Annotated in this window: 17 protein-coding genes and 1 pseudogene; 4 read left to right on the forward strand and 14 right to left on the reverse strand. The window is 69.0% G+C overall.

Going from position 1 to position 19,513, the window contains the following annotated elements:
• Positions 1-455 precede the first annotated feature (455 nt).
• Positions 456-1,445 carry a cytochrome c oxidase subunit II gene (locus ACFVJ5_RS33815; protein WP_379226737.1) on the forward strand — a complete coding sequence of 330 codons (990 nt, stop codon included), beginning with the start codon at positions 456-458 and terminating at the stop codon, positions 1,443-1,445.
• Positions 1,446-1,455: 10 nt separating this feature from the next.
• The gene (locus ACFVJ5_RS33820; protein ID WP_379226533.1) at positions 1,456-1,872 is read left to right on the forward strand and encodes a cytochrome c oxidase subunit 4; all 417 of its coding nucleotides are present in this window, start codon (positions 1,456-1,458) and stop codon (positions 1,870-1,872) included.
• A 135-nt stretch (positions 1,873-2,007) separates the two neighbouring features.
• Here the strand turns inward: ACFVJ5_RS33820 and ACFVJ5_RS33825 are convergent, their stop codons facing one another.
• From ACFVJ5_RS33825 to ACFVJ5_RS33890, 14 genes are all read right to left on the reverse strand, one after another.
• Entirely contained in the window at positions 2,008-3,501 is a 1,494-nt protein-coding gene (locus tag ACFVJ5_RS33825) for an MFS transporter (RefSeq protein ID WP_379226535.1), read from the reverse strand.
• A 232-nt stretch (positions 3,502-3,733) separates the two neighbouring features.
• Positions 3,734-5,005 carry an FAD-binding oxidoreductase gene (locus tag ACFVJ5_RS33830; protein ID WP_379226537.1) on the reverse strand — a complete coding sequence of 424 codons (1,272 nt, stop codon included), beginning with the start codon at positions 5,003-5,005 and terminating at the stop codon, positions 3,734-3,736.
• Between the two features lie 51 nt (positions 5,006-5,056).
• A complete protein-coding gene (locus ACFVJ5_RS33835; protein WP_379226539.1) occupies positions 5,057-6,610 on the reverse strand; it encodes an alkaline phosphatase D family protein in 1,554 nt (517 codons plus the stop codon).
• Between the two features lie 97 nt (positions 6,611-6,707).
• Complete coding sequence (locus tag ACFVJ5_RS33840; protein WP_379226541.1) at positions 6,708-8,054, reverse strand: ABC1 kinase family protein; 1,347 nt, start codon at positions 8,052-8,054, stop codon at positions 6,708-6,710.
• Positions 8,055-8,261: 207 nt separating this feature from the next.
• Complete coding sequence (locus tag ACFVJ5_RS33845; protein ID WP_379226543.1) at positions 8,262-8,990, reverse strand: lysophospholipid acyltransferase family protein; 729 nt, start codon at positions 8,988-8,990, stop codon at positions 8,262-8,264.
• Positions 8,991-9,108: 118 nt separating this feature from the next.
• The gene (locus tag ACFVJ5_RS33850) at positions 9,109-10,104 is read right to left on the reverse strand and encodes an ROK family protein (protein WP_379226544.1); all 996 of its coding nucleotides are present in this window, start codon (positions 10,102-10,104) and stop codon (positions 9,109-9,111) included.
• The gene (locus tag ACFVJ5_RS33855) at positions 10,101-10,760 is read right to left on the reverse strand and encodes a hypothetical protein (protein ID WP_379226546.1); all 660 of its coding nucleotides are present in this window, start codon (positions 10,758-10,760) and stop codon (positions 10,101-10,103) included. The genes ACFVJ5_RS33850 and ACFVJ5_RS33855 overlap by 4 nt, the downstream gene beginning before the upstream one ends.
• On the reverse strand, positions 10,750-12,030 hold the full coding sequence (locus ACFVJ5_RS33860; protein WP_379226739.1) for an ArsA family ATPase: 1,281 nt from the start codon (positions 12,028-12,030) through the stop codon (positions 10,750-10,752). Before ACFVJ5_RS33860 ends, ACFVJ5_RS33855 begins: the two co-directional genes overlap by 11 nt.
• Positions 12,027-12,464, reverse strand: a complete 438-nt coding sequence (locus ACFVJ5_RS33865; protein ID WP_378636569.1) for an SRPBCC family protein — start codon at positions 12,462-12,464, stop codon at positions 12,027-12,029. Before ACFVJ5_RS33865 ends, ACFVJ5_RS33860 begins: the two co-directional genes overlap by 4 nt.
• Positions 12,465-12,538: 74 nt before the next feature.
• Complete coding sequence (locus ACFVJ5_RS33870) at positions 12,539-12,934, reverse strand: polyketide cyclase / dehydrase and lipid transport (protein ID WP_379226548.1); 396 nt, start codon at positions 12,932-12,934, stop codon at positions 12,539-12,541.
• A gap of 43 nt (positions 12,935-12,977) precedes the next feature.
• Positions 12,978-14,105 (reverse strand): glycosyltransferase family 4 protein, encoded by a 1,128-nt coding sequence (locus ACFVJ5_RS33875; protein WP_379226550.1) that lies wholly within the window; start codon positions 14,103-14,105, stop codon positions 12,978-12,980.
• A 69-nt stretch (positions 14,106-14,174) separates the two neighbouring features.
• Positions 14,175-15,182, reverse strand: coding sequence for a hypothetical protein (locus ACFVJ5_RS33880; RefSeq protein ID WP_379226552.1), 1,008 nt, complete (start codon positions 15,180-15,182; stop codon positions 14,175-14,177).
• Between the two features lie 9 nt (positions 15,183-15,191).
• On the reverse strand, positions 15,192-16,256 hold the full coding sequence (locus ACFVJ5_RS33885; RefSeq protein WP_379226554.1) for an NlpC/P60 family protein: 1,065 nt from the start codon (positions 16,254-16,256) through the stop codon (positions 15,192-15,194).
• Between the two features lie 224 nt (positions 16,257-16,480).
• On the reverse strand, positions 16,481-17,050 hold the full coding sequence (locus tag ACFVJ5_RS33890; protein ID WP_378636581.1) for a C40 family peptidase: 570 nt from the start codon (positions 17,048-17,050) through the stop codon (positions 16,481-16,483).
• 674 nt (positions 17,051-17,724) lie between these two features.
• On the opposite strand from ACFVJ5_RS33890, the pseudogene ACFVJ5_RS33895 reads away from it, so the two are divergent.
• Together ACFVJ5_RS33895 and ACFVJ5_RS33900 are read left to right on the forward strand one after the other, a co-directional pair.
• Positions 17,725-18,991, forward strand: a pseudogene (locus tag ACFVJ5_RS33895) (ATP-binding protein).
• A 15-nt stretch (positions 18,992-19,006) separates the two neighbouring features.
• Positions 19,007-19,489: a hypothetical protein gene (locus tag ACFVJ5_RS33900; RefSeq protein ID WP_379226556.1), complete on the forward strand. Its 483-nt coding sequence runs from the start codon at positions 19,007-19,009 to the stop codon at positions 19,487-19,489.
• Positions 19,490-19,513 lie beyond the last annotated feature (24 nt).

Here is a 19,513-nt window from a genome sequence, read left to right on the forward strand (position 1 = left end):
ATGATGGGTGGCCGCAACGGGCCGAAACGCTGTGTCCGAGTATGCCGCACGCCTGCCCGACACGCCGCGCTCGCCCGCTCGCGCGGGGTGCGTAGCCGCCGGACGAGGGCCAAACCGCAGGTCGCGATGTCCGGTGCGGTCACGGCGGAGTGTCGAAAGTGACCCCGCGACAAGACAGTGCCCGCTTTGGTCTACGCTGCGTAGTACTCAGGTCCTTCTCAGGTGTGCAGGCGTCACAGCGGCAATACTTCGAGAGGCCTGAAACTGCTTTGAAGAGGTGTCGGAACGGGCGAATCGCCGCCCGGACGACGCAATGTGTCGGAATGTGTGGCGACCAGGAAGGCGTGAGCGTGGCGCACAAGGCGAGCGAAGAGATCGGGGCACGACCCGAGAAGGGCCGGCAGGGCCGGGTCCTTCGGCGGGCCGGGCTGGCGGTGTCCTTGGGGATCACCGCGATGCTCGTCTCGGGCTGCTCGATCGACAATGTTTGGCTCCGGTTCGGCTGGCCGTCGGGTATCACCCCGCAGGCCACCCGGATGCGTGAGTTGTGGACCTGGTCGGTGCTGGCCGCGCTCGCCATGGGCGTGCTGGTCTGGGGTCTGACCTTCTGGACGGTCATCTTCCACCGCAAGCGCAAGAACTCCCCGGAGTTCCCGCGCCAGACCGGCTACAACGTGTCGCTCGAGCTGACCTACACGGCGATCCCGTTCGTGATCATCGCGGTGCTGTTCTACTTCACCGTGGTCGTGCAGAACTACGTGCACGAGAAGACCGACAACCCGGATGTCACCGTCGACGTGACCGCCTTCCAGTGGAACTGGAAGTTCGGCTACCGCAACATCAACGACGTCGGCGGTCTCACCTGGAACGGCATCGACACGGAGAAGGAGCTGCTGAACGAAGAGCAGCTCGCCGAATACCGTGAGCTGAAGAACGACAAGGGTCACCCGCAGCCGGGTCCCCTGCACGGCAAGCCGGCCAACGACATCCTCTCGTACCTGCACTACGACAAGGTCGAGACCTTCGGCTCCAGCGAAGAGATTCCGGTCCTGGTGCTGCCGACCGGTAAGCGCATCGAGTTCCAGCTCGCCGCCGCCGACGTGATCCACGCCTTCTGGGTGCCGGAGTTCATGTTCAAGCGCGACGTGATGCCGAACCCGAAGGAAAACCAGTCCGACAACGTCTTCCAGATCTCCGAGATCGAGAAGGAAGGCGCGTTCGTGGGCCGCTGCGCCGAGATGTGCGGCACCTACCACTCGATGATGAACTTCGAGGTCCGCGCGGTCTCGCCGGAGAAGTACGCCAAGTACATGCAGGCGCGCATCGAGGGCAAGACCAACGGTGAGGCGCTGGCATCGATCGGCGAGTCGCCGGTGGCCACCTCCACGTACCCCTTCAACACCAAGCGTGATGCCAAGAGCGCTTCGGTGAACGAGAGCAAGTGAGGATTCTGATATGAGGATCGAAGCGCGGATCTTCGAACTGCTCACGGCGTTCTTCATCCTGGTGGGCATCGTCTACGGCTTCTTCACCGCCCAGTCGCGCACCGGCGTCGAGTGGGCAGGCACCACCGCGATCGTGCTGACCGCGGGTCTGTCGCTGATCATCGGTACCTACTTCCGGTTCGTCGCGCGTCGCATCGACCTGCGTCCCGAGGACTACGAAGAGGCCGAGATCGTCGACGGCGCCGGTGACCTGGGCTTCTTCTCGCCCGGTAGTTTCTGGCCCATCCTCCTCGCGGGCGCCGGTTCGGTGACCGCGCTGGGCCTGGCGTTCTTCCAGTTCTGGCTGATCGGCCTCGGCGTGGTGCTCGTGCTCGCCGCCGCCGCAGGCCTGGTCTTCGAGTACTACCTGGGTGCCGAGAAGCACTGATCCAGCAGAGAAACGGTCGTCGCGACGCCCTCGAGCCGAGGGAGTCGCGGCGACCGTTTTCGTTGTCGGAGGGTGTATCCCGAGAACGACCGAGCCGGCCGTGCGAGCGCACGGCCGGCTCGGGCATCGAATGCCTCAGTGCGCGAACACCAGTCCTTCCTCCGGCCCTTCCACCTTGCGCGGAGCGGACAGTTGCACGATCCGGCGGGGCAGCGCCGCCGCGACCACCGCACCGATGAGCGCGGTCGCGCCACCGATCAGGAAGGCGATCGTGAAGCCGCGGTCCAGATAGAAGACCGCACCCTGCGTCATCTCCGGCGGGATCGGCGCGATGTAGGAGTTGTTCATGATCGTGAACGCGATGACCGGCAGGACGGCGGGGAACACGCTCTGCGAGACGCCGACGATGCTCGCGGTGCCTGCCTGCAACTGCGGCGGCACGGCCTCGATCAGCAGATTCGGGATGGCGGCGTAGGCCATACCCATGCCCGTGCCGAAGACGCCCGCGAAGACGATCAGCAGCGGCTTGCTGTCGTGCACGGCGGCGGTCAGCACGAATCCGACGGCCATCAGCAGCATGCCGCAGGTCATCAGGATGCGGGGGCGGACGTCGCGGCGGCCGACGAGGACGCCGACGAGCACACCGCCGACCACCACCATCAGTCCCACCGGCGCCTGGAAGATCGCGAAACCCTCCGCGGTGACGCCGAATCCGTAGTCGAGCCCGAACACGGCGGGTGTCATGGCCATCATCGGCAGCAGGATGGTGAACAGCCCGCTGGCGCCGTAGCAGAGTCCGGCGCCGATGGTGGTCAGCAGCACCGAACGACGGCCGAGCACGTCGAGGTCGATCAGCGGTTCCCGGATCATCCGCGCGCTCGCCAGCCACGCCAGCAGCAGCACCACGCCACCGGCGAGGTAGGCCATGGTCGTGCTGTCACGCCAGCCCCAGGTCGGCCCGAAACTGACCGCGATGAGGATGCCGGCGATACCGCCGCCGAGCAGAACAGCGCCGAGCGGGTCGATCCGTGAGCGCAGCCGCACCGACGATTCGGCCGTCGTGAAGTAGATCAGCGCGCCCAGCACGGCGAGACCGATGACGAAGAACCAGAAGATGCTGCGGAATCCGTGGTTGTCGATCAGCCACCCGGTGAGGAACGGCGCGGGAATCGCGATCAACCCCATGCCGCTGGTCGCGATGCTGACCGCCAGCGCGATCGTCTTCGCCGGGAACACGTCCCGGATCAGCGAATAGCTCAGGAACAGGCAGGGGATGAGCAGGCCGGTCAGCGCACGGCCCGCGATCAGGACCGCGTAGCTGCCCGCGATCGCCGACAGCAGCGATCCCGCCGCGGCCACGGTCACGCAACCGAGCAGGGCTTTGCGCTTGCCGTACATGTCCGCCAGCTTGCCGATCAGCGGCGCGGTGACGGCGCCGACCAGCAGGAACGATGTCAGCAGCCAGGCGCCCTGGGTGGTCTGGTAGTGCGCGGCGATCGACGGTAGCGCCGTCGAGATCATCATGTAGCTCACCGCGAGCATCTCCAGCAGGAGCACGATCGAGGCGAGCGAGAAGATCAGGCGTGGGGTCCAGCGGTCCGCGGCGGGTGTCGGAGTGGGAGCGACCATCAGAGGTCCTTTCGAGGATGGGGCCCGCATCCGACGAACGATCGGAATGCGTAACCGACATCACACTTTCTCCGGGTGAGCCATAGACCCGACTATCCCATCCACTGGGAGATGGATATGCCTGATAGTCAGATGGCCGCTGTCGAACCCGACATGACCAGCGGATTCGGCGGGTAACACAGCGCGCGAACACGCGCAGCCGGGTGAAACGCCGAACCCGTCGAGCCCTTCCTCAGACGCTGTAGCGCAGGCCCTGCTCCGAGCGGCAGATGTCGTCGATACCGGCGACGATCTCGCGCAGCTGCTCCGAGGGCAGGGCCGAGGGGCGCAGGCGGCAGGTGAAGGTGATCAGGCCGTAGTCGGCCGGCGTGAGGCCGCGGGCGGCGGCTTCGGCGCGCAGGTACTCCGAGCGCACGCCGTAGGTCATCGCGGAGATGACGGTGAAGCAGCCCGAGCGTTCGCGGTGCGCCGAGAACAGGTCGTGCAGGCCGTAGAAGACCGAACCGTAGTTGGCCAGCGGGGCGAACACGCCGACGCGGTAGGCGGGGCCCCGCTCGGAGGAGTTGATGACGGTGTCGGCCAGGTACTCGGCGTCGCGCATGGTGAGGACCTTCGGCGCGAACATCAGCGCGCCCGCTGCCGCGTTGCGGACCGGCATGCCCGCGCGCCCGCCCGCGGCGGACGCGATGGCGCCCAACGACTTCCGGGTCCGCGTGCCCACCTCACGCCGGGCCCGCAGGCCGCGAGTGGGGGCGGTGGGGTACAGGCTCGACCACTGGCCGAAACGGACGGCGCCGAGGGTCACCTGGCCGGTGCCGACCGGGCGCGCCACCTTCAGCGGGGCGGTGTCGACCCAGCGGCCGACCTGCAGCGCCGCGCTGCCGGGGTTGGTGATCTCGTTGGTCGCGTGCTCGACGAAGGAGTCGAAGTCGAGGAACCGGTCGGCGTCGGTGGTGAGCATGGTGTGGTCTTTGTCGACCTCGACCACGTCCAGGGTGAGGGCGGTGATGATGCCCGCGCGCCCGCCCGCGCCGAGGATGCGGTGGAACCGCTCGGTGTGGTGGCCGCGCCCGCAGGTGCCGATCCGGCCGTCCGGGTCGACGTACTCGAGGTCGACGATCTGGTCGATGAACATGCCGTAGCGGTGCGAGGCGGTGCTCACCCCGCCGACGGAGGCGAAGCCGCCCGCGGTGATGTCGCGATGATCGCCGACCACCGGCAGGCCGAGGCCGTGCGCGCCGAGGCGGCGGTCGATCTCGGACAGCTTCGCGCCCGCCTGCACGCGCACGGTGCGCCGACCCAGGTTGATGTCGAGCACCGAGTTCATCTTGCGCAGCGAGAGCGCCCCGCGCTGATCGGTCAGGCCATAGGACTCTTCGGTCTGTTCACCGCCGCGCACCGTCAACCGTTCCGACCGACCGCGCGAATCACGCACAGTGCGAACGACATCCGCCGTATCGGTGGGGAGATATTCTTCGGAGATGACGGTCTGCGGCGTGCCCATGACCGCATAGCTAACCATAGGTGCGCGGTTCTTGCGCAGGGTACTTCGCACCTATTTCCGCGTGGGCGCGAGTTGCTTGGTGAACAGGACTTTTCCGGTCGCGTCGCACAAGTTGACGGTCATTTCTCCGGTACGGCCGTCGATTTTCACCTCGCCGAAGTGCTGGTACTCCGGATCCATCGGGGAGGTGTTCGCGGTGGGCGGCGCGTGGACGTAGACCGCCTCGGGTCCGAAGGTGGGATCGAGGGGGTTGGGGCCGAACGCGCCCGCGTTGAGCGGGCCCGAGACGAACTCCCAGAACTCGTCGAAATCAGTGAAGGCGGCGCGGGTGGGGGAGTAGTGGTGCGCGGCGGTGTAGTGGACGTCCGCGGTGAGCCAGACGACGTCGCTGACCTTGTTCGCCTTGATCGCCGAGAGCACCTGGGCGATCTCGGTCTCGCGGCCCGACGGTGCGCCGGGGGCGGCGTTGGCGGGGCCTTCGAAGGCGGTCTTGCCGTCGGGGACGACGACACCCAGCGGCAGGTCGGCGGCGACGATCTTCCAGGTGGCCTCGGAGTTCTTCAGCCCCTCGGTGAGCCAGGCGATCTGGGCGGCGCCGAGGATCTGGCCCTGGGGCGCGGTGTTGGCGGTGTTGGCGTCCTTGTAGGCGCGCATGTCCAGGACGAACACGTCGAGCAGCGGGCCGTAGGAGATCTTGCGGTAGAGACGGCCGTCGACGGCTTCCTTGGGCTCCAACGGCATCCACTCGTGGAAGGCCTGCCAGGAACGCGTGGCGAGGGTGTCCATGCTGCGCTCGGTGTAGCCCTTGTCGGCGGCGACCGTGCCGCCGGGGGACCAGTTGTTGGTGGTCTCGTGGTCGTCCCACTGGACGATCTGGGCGACGGCGGCGTTGAACCGGCGGTAGTTGTCGTCGGTGAGGTTGTAGGCGTAGTTGCCGCGGAACTGGTCGAGGGTTTCCGCCGGGGCGTTCTTCGCTTCGGCGGTGATGTTGCGCCAGATCCGGCCGTCGGGCAGCGTCACCGATTCCTTCAGCGCGTTGTCGGCGTAGATGCAGTCGCCGGAATGCAGGAACAGGTGCGGGTCGCGAGCGGCCATGGCGGAGAACACCTTCATGCCGCCGAGGTCCGGGTTGATCCCGAAGCCCTGGCCCGCGACGTCACCGGACCACAGCAGCGAGATGTCGGCGGGCGCGGTCGGCGCCGTACGGAATACGCCGGTGAGCGTCTCCGAGCTCGCGCCGCCCTCCCCATCGAGGCGCACTCGGTAGTGCACGAGCTGCCCGGCGGGCAGACCGTTCACCCGCACCCGCCCGGTGCCATCGGTAGCCGGGGTGAGCAGCGGCCCGGTGAATCGCTTGACGTCGGTGAACTTCTCGGTCGCCGACGTCTCCACCACCAGTGTCGCGGGCGTGTCCGAGCGAGCCCAGATCAACGCACCATCACTGCGCGGATCCCCGACCGCGACTCCGTGCGTGAGCGAAGGCCTGGCTCGCACCAGAGCGGGCCCATCGTCACCGCAGGCCACCAGGGCGGGAGCGGTCACCACACCGAGAGCGGTTGCGCGCAGCAGCGTGCGCCGAGACATCGCGAAATCCGAGACAGCCATGAACCTCACGGTGCGCCACCGGTCGGAACGCGCGGTCGTTAGCAAGGCAACGGAACATGAACGATGCCGTACGACGGGCCGAACTCGGGTGACGCGTCTACAGCCCTGCGGCGGCGGCGGTTTCGGGGTACCAGCGAGTGCATTCGGCGCGGAGGGGGACGGCGGTGTGGAGTTGGCACAGGACTGCCAGGCCGCCGAGGAAGGAGCGGAGAATGGGAGTGTGGGCGGGGGGCATGGTGAGTTGGCGCAGGATGTTCGTCAGGCGCAGGTCGGTGGCGAGACGGACCTGTTCGCGGAGCCAGTCGGCGGAAAGGGGATAGGTGGGGGCGAGGAGCGCTTCGCGGACCGGTTGGAGGCGGGCGGCGACGGTGGCGATGTCGAGGTCACGGTCGGGGGCGACGAAGCCGTGACGGCGCATGGCGGCCTCGAGATCGGCGGGGGAGTCAGCGATCACGGCGGCGCCGACGTCGCTCGCGACGTCGAGGAAGGTGCCGGGCCAGGGAGTGCAGGCGCCGAAGTCGACGACGCCGAGCCGGCCGTCGGGCATGCGAAGGAAGTTGCCGGGGTGGGCGTCGCCGTAGACGAGGGCGGCGCGGGCGGGGGCGGAGAACAGGAAGCGCATGATCAGCACGCCGAGCCGGTCGAGTTCGTTCGCATTGCCGTGAACGATCAACCGGGACAGCGGGACACCGTCGAGCCATTCGGTGACCAGCACGTCGCCGCGCTGGGCGATCACCCGGCTCACCACGACATCGGGGTCGTCGGCGAAGGCGGTGGCGAAGGCGCGCTGGTTGACGGCTTCGCGGGCGTAATCGAGTTCGTCGCGGATCTCGTTGCACAGCGCCTCCACCACCGGGCGGGTGTCGGCGCCGGGCAGCAGTGCGGTGAACAGCGGTGTCGCGCGACGCAGGGCTTGCAGGTCGGCCAGGACCGCACGGCGGGAACCGGGGTACATGACCTTGACCGCGACCTGGGTGCCGTCGTGCCAGCGGGCCCGATGGACCTGGCCGACCGAAGCGGCGGCGGAGGCGCGGTCGTCGAATTCGAGGAACAGTGAGCGCCAGTGCGGGCCGAGGTGGGTGGCGAGTTCGGCGTGGACCGCGCCGGGAAGCATGGCCGGCGCCGAATCGTGCAGTCGGGCAAGGGCTTGGCGGTACGGCTCGGCCAGGTCGGGGGCAAGGCCGAGTTCGAGCAAGCCGAGAAGCTGGCCCAGTTTCGCGACGCAGCCCTTGAGCTCACCGAGTACCTGGAAGAGGTGTTCGGCGGTGCGAACGCGGATGTCACGGTCCACGGCGGCGGGATCGCGACCCGCGGCGCGTTTGCCGAAGCCCGCGATGCGGCGGCCCGCGTAGGCCACCGGTACCGCGGCCAAGCGCGCGCTGCGTACTACCCGGCCGGTGGGGGGATTGCCGTCACGAGGGGTCGTACTCCGGACGAACGGCATGACGCGACCCTCGTCGGACTCGCCTCCGGCCATCGTCTACCTCGCTGTCCCCGACGCCCGCCACCTGTGGTGGCCGCCCGCCCGTGCCCGGCAAAGGTTACCAATCGGGCGCGAAGGTGTCCGGGCAACGGCGGACGCGTGGGTGGGGGCTCGATCCGCGCAGCGTCGATGTGCGCCGGTTGATCGTGTGGCGCACCAGGTTTCGGCTCAGCCGGCCTTGGTCTCGGGGATGCGGGTGGCGTCGATCTGGTTGTCGGTGGGCGCGACGCCCTTCTTGAGGCTGTGCGCGTACACGTCGACGTATTCCTGGCCGGTGAGCCGCATCAGCTCGTACATCACCTCGTCGGTGACGGCCCGTTCGACGAAGCGGTTGCCGCTCATGCCCTCGTAGCGCGAGAAATCAAGAGGCGCACCGAACTTCAGCGTGACCTTCTGGCGACGCCACTTGAACGGTCCGGGCGGGCTCACCTTGTCGGTGCCGATCACCGCGACCGGGATCACCGGGACGCCGGTCTCGAGCGCGAGGCGCGCCATACCGGTCTTGCCCTTGTAGAGGCGGCCGTCGGGGGAGCGGGTGCCCTCGGGGTACAGGCCGACGAGGCGACCTTCGTCGAGGAGTTTGGTGGCGGCGGTGAGCGCGTCCTCGGCGGCCGAGGCGCCGCTGCGGTCGATCGGGTACTGGCCGGTGCCGCTGAAGAAGAACTTCTGCAGACGACCCTTGAAACCGGGGGTGGTGAAGTACTCGGCCTTGGCCAGGTAGTTGATCCGGCGCGGGCTCAGCAGCGGAGCGAACAGCCAGTCCGAGAAGGAGAGGTGATTGCCCGCCATGATGGCCGGGCCGTCGGTCGGAATGTTCTCGACCCCTTCGACCTCGGGCCGGTTGTACACGTGCATGAACGGCCCCACGAGAACGAACTTGAGCAGCCAGTAGAACATGGCGTCCTTTCCCCGGGACCGTGAATGGTCGTGTAGAGCCTCGTCGGACAACGACTTTACCGCTGGTCGCAGGTCACAACCAACCCGAGCTGGTAGCTGGAGCACATGGCTGTGACCCTTATCTCGCCGCGCGACCGGCCACCGGCGCATCGACAGCCGCCCTGGCCAATTCCGCGGCGCCGATCATGCCGGCGGCCTCCCCGAGCTGGGTGGTGCGCAGGCGCGCCAGCGGCCGATGCCCGGCTCCGGTGACCGCGCCCGCGTAGTGTTCGCGAGCCTCGTCGAGGAACAGCGGCGCCGAACTGCTCACTCCGCCCGCGATCACCACGAGGTCGGGATCGAACAGATCGCTGACGAAGGCGAGGCCGAGCCCGAGCCACCGGGCGAAGTCGGCCATCACCCGGACCGCGAGTGGATCGCCGTCCTGCGCGGCGCCCGCGACCCGGCGGCCGGTGAGCGAGCCGGGGTCGCGCAGCACGTCGCGGGCCAGCACCGAACGCACGGGATCGGTGGCGAGCATTTCGATGGCGGTGTCGGCCAGTGCCGTTCCGCTGCAGTAGCGCTCCCAGCAGCCGTGTTTGCCGCAGGCACAGGCACGGCCCTCGGGGACGACCTGGAGGTGGCCCAGTTCGGGGGCGATGCCATGGCTGCCACGGTAGAGCTGTCCGTCGATGAGCAGCGCGGCGCCGATGCCGGTGCCGATCGCGACGAGCACCACCGTCTGCCCGCCCGCCGCCGCGCCGAAGCGGTACTCGGCCCAGCCCGCGGCGTTCGCGTCGTGCTCGAGGATCACCGGCAGGCCCAGCCGCGCGGTGAGCCGTTGCGCGACCGGGGCGTTCTGCCACGGCAGGTGCGGGGCGAACAGGACCGTCGACTGATCGGTCGAGATGAAACCGGCGACGGCCAGCCCGACCGCAGCGATCGGATGCCGTCGGGCCAGCTCGCGCACCGACCGATCGATCGCGTCCTCGAGCGCGCGCGCCGAATGCGGGGTGGGCGCCTGCACGGTGTCGAGCACCTCGCCGCCGGCGTCGACCACCGAGGCGCGAATGTTCGTGCCGCCCACATCGATGCCGACGGTGAGCAGGTGTTGAGGGTCGATCCTGCTGGTCATCCCCGGATCGTCACCGGAATGTCGACATATTGCGAGCGCGGCGCGCGGGCGGTGGCCGACCGGTCCTCGGCGCGGCGCTGGTTCGGGTTGGCGGCCACCGGCGGCGCGGTGGTGGCGAAAGCGTCCGCGCCCGACGCGTTCGCGCCGTCGCGGTCCGGTTCGGGGGTGATGTGCGGTGTGCGCGTGGTCCGCGGGGCGCTGGACTGATCCGGGCGAGGGGCTCCCCAGCGCGGGCTGGAACCCGAATCCTGCAGACCCGTGGCACCGTTCGGGCGTGGGGGCTGCCCCGCGGGCTCGGGCGCGGCGGCGTGGTCGCCGGCCGAATTCGGGTGTCCCGCAGCGTGCTCGGCCCATTCCGGCGGGAGGACCGGTTCGACGGGAATGCCCGCGAGGGCTTCGCGCAGGACCGTCACCATGGACGTGCCGTGTTCGGCGAGGGCCGCGACGACGTCGTGGTGGTCGCCGCGCAGCAGGGCCGCGGCCGCGCAGACCGGGCACCAGGCGCAACCGCCCAGGTCGGCTCGACCGTCGGCGGCGGTGCGGCGTAGCACGGGTTCGACCCGGGCAAGGAGAACTTCGGAGAGTAGGCGCAGCTCCTCGGTGAACTCGGCGAAGCCGTCGTGGCCGTGGCGCTCGGACTGGGAGTCAGTGCTCATCTGCGGTGGCCTTCGTGTAGTTCGGATCGGCGGGCCACACCCGCGGATCGGGCCGGAAGCGGACAACGAGGTGACCGGTGTCGAGTTCGGCGCCCGCCACCGTGCAGCGTCGCAGCACCGGCGCGAGCCGTACGCGTGTGCGTACCCCGTCGGCTCCCACGATCAGATCGTCCTCCACTCGGCCCAGCCGCAAGGTGCCGGGATCGACTACCGGCAGCCGCATCCGCATCGCGTACACGGAGTCGACACCGGAGCCGGACTCCCATCGAACCATCGGTTCGCCCGAATCCGCTCCCTCAGCGTGCGGGGCGGGCAGCGTGTCGACCGAATGCGAGAAGGCCGCCAGCGAATTCACCCCCACCGGTTCGGCGCCGGCGTGCTGGGCGATCAGGATCGGGACATCGGTGAGTTGCTCGTGCAGCCGGGCCACCACCTCGAGTTGCTCGGCGCGGCGGTTCAGGTACCAGTGCACGGCCGGGTGGGCGTTGTCGCCCGGCGGCGGCACCGGGGCCAGCACCTTGTTCACCACCACCGCGTCCATCCGCAGGCCGAGCAGCGCGGCCGCCGAACGCACCCGCCGCGCCTCGGCGACAGCGACCTGCTCGGGTCCGGTGATCAGGCGGGTGCTGGTGCGGGTGCGGTCGGCGAGGAGATCACGGACCTGGGTCACCGCGACCACGACCCGTTCGACCGCGGCCGCGAGCACCGCCTTGCGCAGATCCAGTCCGATCGCGCTCATCGTGCGGGCATGCTTGGGCCAGAGGCGTTCGAGATAGTTGAGCATCGTGTCGGGGGCGGTGACGATGCGCAACATGTCGGCCGAGGGCGGGCAATCGACGACGATGACGTCCCAGTCGTTCTCCTCGGCGTACTGGCCGATCTCGACCAGCATCAACAGTTCCTGCACACCGGGCAGCCCGGTGAGCTCGGCCGGGTCCAGCGCGGCAAGGTCGAAGCCGTGATCGTGGCCGCCGCCTGTGGCCAGCATCGCCACCACATCGCGGAAACGGTCCTCGAGCAGCGCGAGGGAATCGATCTCGATCACCTCGATGCCGGGCGCCACCCTGGCCACCCCGGCGACGGTGCCCGGATCGTGCGGGAAACGGAAACCGAGCGCGTCGCCGAGCGAATGGGCCTGATCCAGCGAGGCGATCAGCACACGCTGACCCGAGCGGGCATAGGCCATGCTCGTCGCGCAGGCCAGCGTCGTCTTCCCGACACCACCCTTGCCGACGAACAGTTCGACGCGGGTACCGCCCGGGGCGCTCAGCCTTCGACCCGCTTCTTGAGCTCGTTGAGCGCGGTGTCGGTGATGACCTTCTCGGCTTTGCGTTTGAACATGCCGATCATCGGGATGTTCAGGTCGACGGTGAGTTCGTAGACCACCTCGGTGCCACCCCCCGGTCGGTCCCGGAGTTCGTAGCTGCCGTCCTGGGCCTTCTGCAGGTCACCTTCGAGCAGCCGCCAGCTCACCGCTCTGCCGTCGGCGCGCCAGGTGTAGGACAGCACGTAGGTGTCCTTGACGACGCCGGCGTCGAGCACGAACCGTGCTGTGGCCGCGCGCCCTTCGGCGTCGCGATCGATGACTTCGACCGACTTCGCGGCGGCCACCCACTCCGGATAGGACTCCAGATCCGCGATAACGGCCATCACCTGCTGCGACGGTGCGTCGATGAGAATCGATCTCTGAGTCCGGTCGGCCATGGCAGCCAAACCCCTTTTCTGTGTCCGTGGCGGCCGGGGCCGCGGTTCTCGGCGCTGAACTCCGAGAACGTGCGTCAGGTTGAGACGAAGGCGGTGGGCGCGACGCCCGCGGGGCGACCGGCTTCGAGTCGTGCCTTGAGTTCGAAGGCCATGTCGCGACCCGCCACCCGGCGGGCCCGATTGGCCGCGGCCAGCGCGCGCGCCGACTTCGATGCGGCCGCGGTGGGCTCGGCGTGCAGGAAGTAGTGCAGGATCGCGCCCTCGGGGACGGCCTCGAGCCATACCTCCATGGTGCCGGTCAGCGCGCCTGCCACCGTCCAGCGGATGCCTTTGTCGCCGCGATCCTCGCGCACGTCGAGGCGCAGGTCGGGCCACCAGCGGCGCCAGTTGTTCGCGGCGCTCAGCACCTCGGCGATCGCGGTGCCGGGTGCGGCGAGGAAGGTCTGATCTGCGACCTGGATACTGCTCACCCGGCTGAGCGTAGTGGACGCCACACCGGGCCCGGGCAAGGTGTCACCGCAGCAGTTCCCGCAAGCGGGCGCCCTGACGGTCCCAATGCCAGTTCCGCTCCACCCAGGCCCGGCCCGCGGCGCCCATCTCGGCCGCCTTGTCCCGGTCGGTGAGCAGCTCGACGATGGCGTCGCTGATCTGCGGGACCGACCGGCCGTGCACCACGATGCCGGTCTCGCCCTCGCGCACCGTTTCGGGGGCGCCGCCGGAATCACCCGCCACGACCGGAACCCCGGTCGCGGACGCCTCGAGGAAGACGATCCCGAGACCCTCGACGTCCAGGCCCGCCCCGCGCGTGCGGCACGGCATCGCGAACACATCGGCGATCGTGTGATGGGCGGCCAGCTCGCCCGAGGGCACCCGCCCGGTGAACACCACGCTGTCCTGCACGCCGAGCGCCTCGGCCAGCGCGCGCAGACGCGTCTCGTACGGTCCGCCGCCGGCGATCACCAGCACCGCGCCGTCGACGCGCTCGCGGATCTCGTTCATCGCCACGATGAGCATGTCCTGACCCTTGCGCGGGACCAGCCGCGACAGGCACAGCACCGTCGGGCGCTCGCCGAGGCCGTAGCGGGCGCGCAGCTCCTCCCTGGCGGCCGGGTCGGGCCGGAACTCGGTGGGGTCGACGCCCGGCGGTAGATGCTCGAGTGCCGCGTGCGGACCGAAAGCCGAGGCGAAACGGCCGCGGGTGTACTTGCTGACGTAGGTCACCACATCGGTGTGCTCGCCGATCGACCGCAGCACCTGGCGCGAACCGGGCAGCATCGACCAGCCGACCTCGTGACCGTGGGTGCTGGCCAGGATGCGCTCCGCGCCCGCGCGCCGCAGCATCGGCGCCATCGCCGCCAGGGGAGCGGCCGCGCCGAACCACACGGTGTCGCAGTCGTGTTCACGCAGCAGCGCACCCGCCCGCTTGATGACCGCGGGGGTCGGCAGCATCAGCGTCGTGGGATGACGCACCACCCGGAACTTCTGCGCGGCGTCGAACTTCTCGTGGCTGTCACCGCGCCAGCGCGGGGCGTACACCACCAGGTCCTCGGGCGGCAGCTGATTCGACAGCGCCTGCAGATACGACTGGATTCCGCCCGGCCGAGGCGGGAAATCGTTGGTCACCAGCAGAGTTCGGGCCATAAGAGAACAACCTAATCGGTCGGCTGAGGGGTGGGCGGACGTGGTCAGGCGTACCTGTGCCTGCGACCGTCATGCGGCGCGGCCGCGCAACCAGGCCCGCCACCCGTCCAGCACCTCGGCGCGCGAGGCCCCGAGCACGGCGGTGAACGCCGCATCCTGGGCCGCGGGGGATTGCGGGCCGGTGGCCAGGCGCTTGTACAACGTGGTGAGGGCGGTGGTGCCGTAGCGGTCGGCGAGGAAGGCGCAGGTGCTCCACGCGCTTTCGTAGGCGTAGGCCGCGTCGACACCGGTGAAATCGGTATCGGCGACGAGTTCGGTGGGCAGGGCGCCGCCGCGCAACCGGGTGGTCAGCGTGGGCGCGATCTGGGAGAAGGTGGTCTGCTGATCACGCTGAGCGACGTACTCCGCGAATCCTTCCAACATCCACAACGGTGCGCCGTCGGTGGTGTCGGCGCGGGTGGCGAGGTGGGTGAGTTCGTGGCGCAGCAGCGTGGCCATGCCCTCGTTGCCGACCCGCCTGCGGGCGTCGGGGTTGAACACGATGCGCTGGTCGGTGGGCTGGGTGCCCGGGGTGTAGGAGCCGGTGAGCGACACGGCGGCCACGTCGGCGCCGGTGGCGCCCGCGGACCTGGTCAGCGCGGTGAATTCGGCCGGGGTGCTCGCCACGACCACCACGGGCGCGCGATTCCACTCGGTGCCCCACACCGCGCTCACATCCGAGATGGCTCGGCCCAGTTGTTGTTCGAGGACATCGAGGTCGGCGCGATGGCTGGGGTGGGCCACCAGCAGCGCCTCGGCCGCGGCACCGTCGGCGACTTCACGCACCAGGATCGGGCCGTACGGTTGCAGCTCGCGGCGCACCGGGCTCAAGCGCGGATTGTCGATGCCCTCGGAGGTGTCGAGGACTTCGGCCTCGTCGGTGGCCAGCTGCAACGGACCCGCGTTGCGCGGCACCAGGATCAGTGCCACGCACGCCCCGGTCAGCAGCGTGACCGAGGCGAGCGTGATGCAGAATTCCAGGCGGCCGTTCGACGAGAACCACGAACGCAGGCCCGAGCGGGGGGACGGATCGGTCACCGGTCTTGCTCAGTATCGCCGGGCCGAGTGGTACGGGGTGGTGTTGATCGGCGCGACAGCGACCGGCACACCGAACGTGGAGGCGTGCACCATCATTCCGTTGCCGGCGTAGATGCCGACGTGGGTGATGTCGGGATAGAACAGGATCACGTCGCCGGGCAGCAGTTCGTCCTTGGACACCGGCGTGCCGTAGCCCGCCTGCTGGGAACTGGTGCGCGGCACGTTCTTGCCGACCTGTTTGAACGCCCACTGCACGAGCCCTGAGCAGTCGAACTGATCGGGTCCGGTGGCGCCCCAGACGTACGGATCACCGACGCGGGTGAGGGCGGCGGCCAGCGCGCTGGTGCCGCTGCCGGGAACCAGACCCGCGAGGAGCGAATCACGGTCGAAGCCAGGGGGGAACGGTGAACCGGCCAGTGTCGACTTGTCGCGAGCCGAGAGCTGGCTCCACGCCTCGACCACCGAGGTGGTCGACGCGGCGAGGTCCTGGCGTTTGCGTTCGACATCGGCGCGCACCGCGTCGGCGGCGGTGGTCGCGGCGTGCGCGGCCTCGGCGGCGGTGCGGGCCACGGTGTCGGCCGCGGTGGCGGCGTCGGCGGCCTGCTTGAACTGGCGGACCGTGTCGGTGGTCTGCTGGGCGAGCACGTCCAGTGTCGACATCTTGTCCAGCAGCTGCTGCGGTGAACCGCTCGACAGCACGGCGAACATGCTGTTGGTGCGCACGCCGGTATAGGCGGCCACGGCGGTGCGGTCGATCATCGGCTGGAACTTGCGCACTTCGGCGCGGGCGGCCTCGACGACCGCGGAGGTCGCGGCGACCTTGTCGTCGGCTTCGCGTTGCAGCGCGAGCTTGGCGTCGAGATCGCCTTGCGCGGTGAGGGCGAGCTGGTTGAGCTGCTCGGACTGGCGCGAGAGGTCGACCATCCGGGAGATCGCGTCGGTCGCGGTGGTCGGCAGGGCCACGGGGTCGGCACCGGAGGGACCGGCGGTGTAGATCGCGCACACCAGGATCGCGGCGGACAGGCTTCCGGCGAAACCACGCGTGACGTGCGAATTCCGGTGGTGTGCAGTCACAGTGGCCCGTGCCCCGTTCTCTCGTTGTCCGCCGATGCAGCGCACTACCTGAGCGCGATCTCCTCGTCAGCCGAGAAGGTCTCGATCAGGTTACGGAACCGCATGCAGTCGTGTCCAGTAAAGGTACGTGCGCCGTCCAACCCAGTGGACGGCGCACGTACCCGGACGATCAATGCCGTGACGGTGCGCACTTCCCCGCGAATTGCGCATCACGCGGCATTCGCTCAGAAGCGTCGAGCGCCCGCGAACGGCATCGACGACAGCGACGCGATCTGCACGGGGGTGCCCGCGGTGGAGGCGTGCACGACGTTGCCGTCGCCGGCGTACAGGCCGGAGTGGCCGCCACCGTAGAACGACACCATGTCGCCGGGCTGCAGGGCATCGATCGAGACCGGGGTCCCCGCACCCAGCTGGGCATCGCTGGTGCGCGGAATGTCCATGCCGGCCTGGGCGTAGGCCCACTGGACCAGACCCGAGCAGTCGAAGGCGTTCGGGCCCGCGGCGCCGTAGACGTAGGGCGAGCCGATCTTGCTCAGCGCGGCATCGAGGGCGATGTCGGCGGCGGTGGCGCGCGGTGCGGTGAAAACCTGCGGCGCGGCCGGGATCTCGATACCGGGGACGCCCTGGGGCAGCGGAATCTCGTTCGGAACCTCGAAGGTGCCGATGCCGGGCACGGTCACGGGCGTGGCCGATGCCGGGGCGGCCGGCAGGAGGAACGCGCCGATGGTGGCAGCGCCGACGGCTCCGACGGCAACGGCACGCTGCGCCTGACGCTTGACGGTGTTGTTCGCCATGATGCGGAACTTCCAATCTGCCCCACGACGCCGTGTCCGTTTGACGCGGCGGGCTTCGTCTCGCTGACCGTTTCCGATCGGCGGGACTCCGTGAGGTCTCAAAAAGGTTACGAAGACATCACGGGGGTTTGTAAAGTCGGACATCGGTCCAAAGGGGGTTTCGGGTGATATCACCGAAGAATGTGTGCGAGCTGAGTCACACCCGATCACGAAACGATAACGCCAGGTCGCGTCGACCGAGATTTTCGAGTGCTACCGGCGCGTCGCCAATAGCGTCCGGGCGGTGATTTTCGTGCCTCGAATCGGTAAACACGCAGGTCGCACGTGCTCGGGGCGCTCTTCCTCTGGATGTCGGGCGGTCCGCCTCGCGGGCGGCGTGCCGTAAGCCGCGGCGCGCGCAGACCGGTAAGGCTGATTACCCGTTGAAATCTGAGGGACTCATGTGAATTTCATAAATATGTGAGCCCGGTCACAATTCAGTTTGATCTTGGGCATTTTGTTCGCATCAGAACGAAAGTCTCGCGCCGAATTGTCGGCTCCGAAGATCGCGGCCCCGTGTTGTGCCGGGTCGCGGGACGGGTCCCCTCGTGGTATCCGCCCACTCACCGCTTGACGGGAAAGCTGTTGTGGCGGTTAGGGTACGGCCGAATGTTCGCAGTTCGAAGGGGGCGCGGGTGGCCGACGACCAGGTTTTGACCGACATGCTGACGATGCTCGATCGCAGTCCGGAGGTGCTCGCGCTGCGCGTGTGCGTCATCGAGCTGCTGATCGAGCGGGAACGTTATGCCGACGCGCTGGCCCACTGCGGGACCGCGCTCGGCCACGAACCCGGGGAATGCCCAGGTCCTGGGGCTGATGATGCGGTGCACCACAGCGTTGTCGGGTGGTTCTCCCGCCGCCTCGGTCCCTGAGACGGCCACCCCCGCGCCCAGCTCTGCCGCCGCACCCGCCGCGGCGCAGTCGGACTTCGACTGGGCCGCCGCCGAGAACGAGGTCGGCGACATCATCGAACCGGCGTTCGTGCACGGCGTCCCCACCGAGTTCGTCACCGACGACGATGCCGCCACCGTCGAACGCCCGACTCTGCGCCTGGCCGACGTCGGCGGGATGGTCGAGGTGAAGCAGCAACTGGATCTGACCCTGCTCGGTCCGCTGCGCAATCCCGAGCTGGCCGAGGCGTTCGGCACCTCGGCGCGTGGCGGCCTGCTCCTCTACGGCCCGCCCGGCTGCGGCAAGACCTTCATCGCCGCGGCGGTGGCGGGCGAACTCGGTGCCAACTTCTATCCGATCGAGATCACCGACATCCTCGACATCTATACCGGCGCCAGCGAACGCAACGTGCACAGCATCTTCGAGATGGCCCGGCGCAACGCTCCCTGCGTGCTGTTCCTCGACGAGGTCGACGCCCTCGGCCACAAGCGCAGCGGGATGCAGGGGTCGTCGACCATGCGCACGGTCGTGAACCAGCTGCTCACCGAGTTGGATTCGGCCACCCACAGCAACGAAGGGGTGTTCGTGCTCGGTGCGACCAACCATCCGTGGGATGTGGATGTCGCGCTGCGCAGGCCCGGCCGTTTCGACCGCATGATCTTCGTCGGCCTGCCCGACCCGGCCGCCCGCAAGTCGATCCTGCACTACCATCTGCGCGACCGCCCCGTAGCGGGCATCGACCTCAACACCCTCGCCGCCCACACCGGCGGATTCTCCGGCGCCGACCTCGCCCACGTCTGTACCTCGGCCACCCAGCTGGCGATGGCCGACTCGATGCGCTCGGGGCAGGTGCGCCCGGTCGGCATGGCCGACATTCAGGCAGCGCTGGCCCGCACTCGCCCGAGCACCGGGGCGTGGTTCGAATCCGCCCGCAATGTGGTCGAATTCGCCAACGGCGACGGCAGCTACGACGACCTGGCACGGCATCTGCAGGGGATCAGGAAGCGCTGAGCGGATTCGTCACCGATGAGCGACGAGCTCCGGAAGGCCGAGATCCTGTTCGAACTCGGCCGCCACGCCGCCGCGCGTGACCTGCTCGGTCCGCTGGTGGCCGCCGAACCCGACTACGGGATGGCGTGGGCGTTTCTCGGCTACGCCTGGTCGCAGGACGGCGAGCCGACCCGCGCGCTCGAGGCCGCACGCACCGCGCTGCGCGTCGAGCCGGACAACCTGTTCGCGTGGAAGATCATCGTCCTGGCCGAGAACCAGCTCAGGGAGCGGGCCGACACCGAGCAGGCCGCCGCCGCGCGCAGTGATCGCGCCCTGCGGGCCGCGGACCGATGTGTGGAACTGGATCCGATGTCAGCGGACTGCGCGCTACACCTCGATCCGGGCTGCGCCGAGGCGCTGCCGACTCCGTCGAAGCCGCCGCCGGGCGGATGGCCTACCGAAAATCCCTGGCCGCCGCGGCCGTATCTCACGCCGGCACCGCTGAGGCCGGGCGATTGATCGGCTGGGTGGTCACCGAGTTCG

Origin of the sequence: Nocardia sp. NPDC127606, assembly GCF_042671725.1 — a bacterium.
Classification (GTDB): Bacteria; Actinomycetota; Actinomycetes; order Mycobacteriales; family Mycobacteriaceae; genus Nocardia.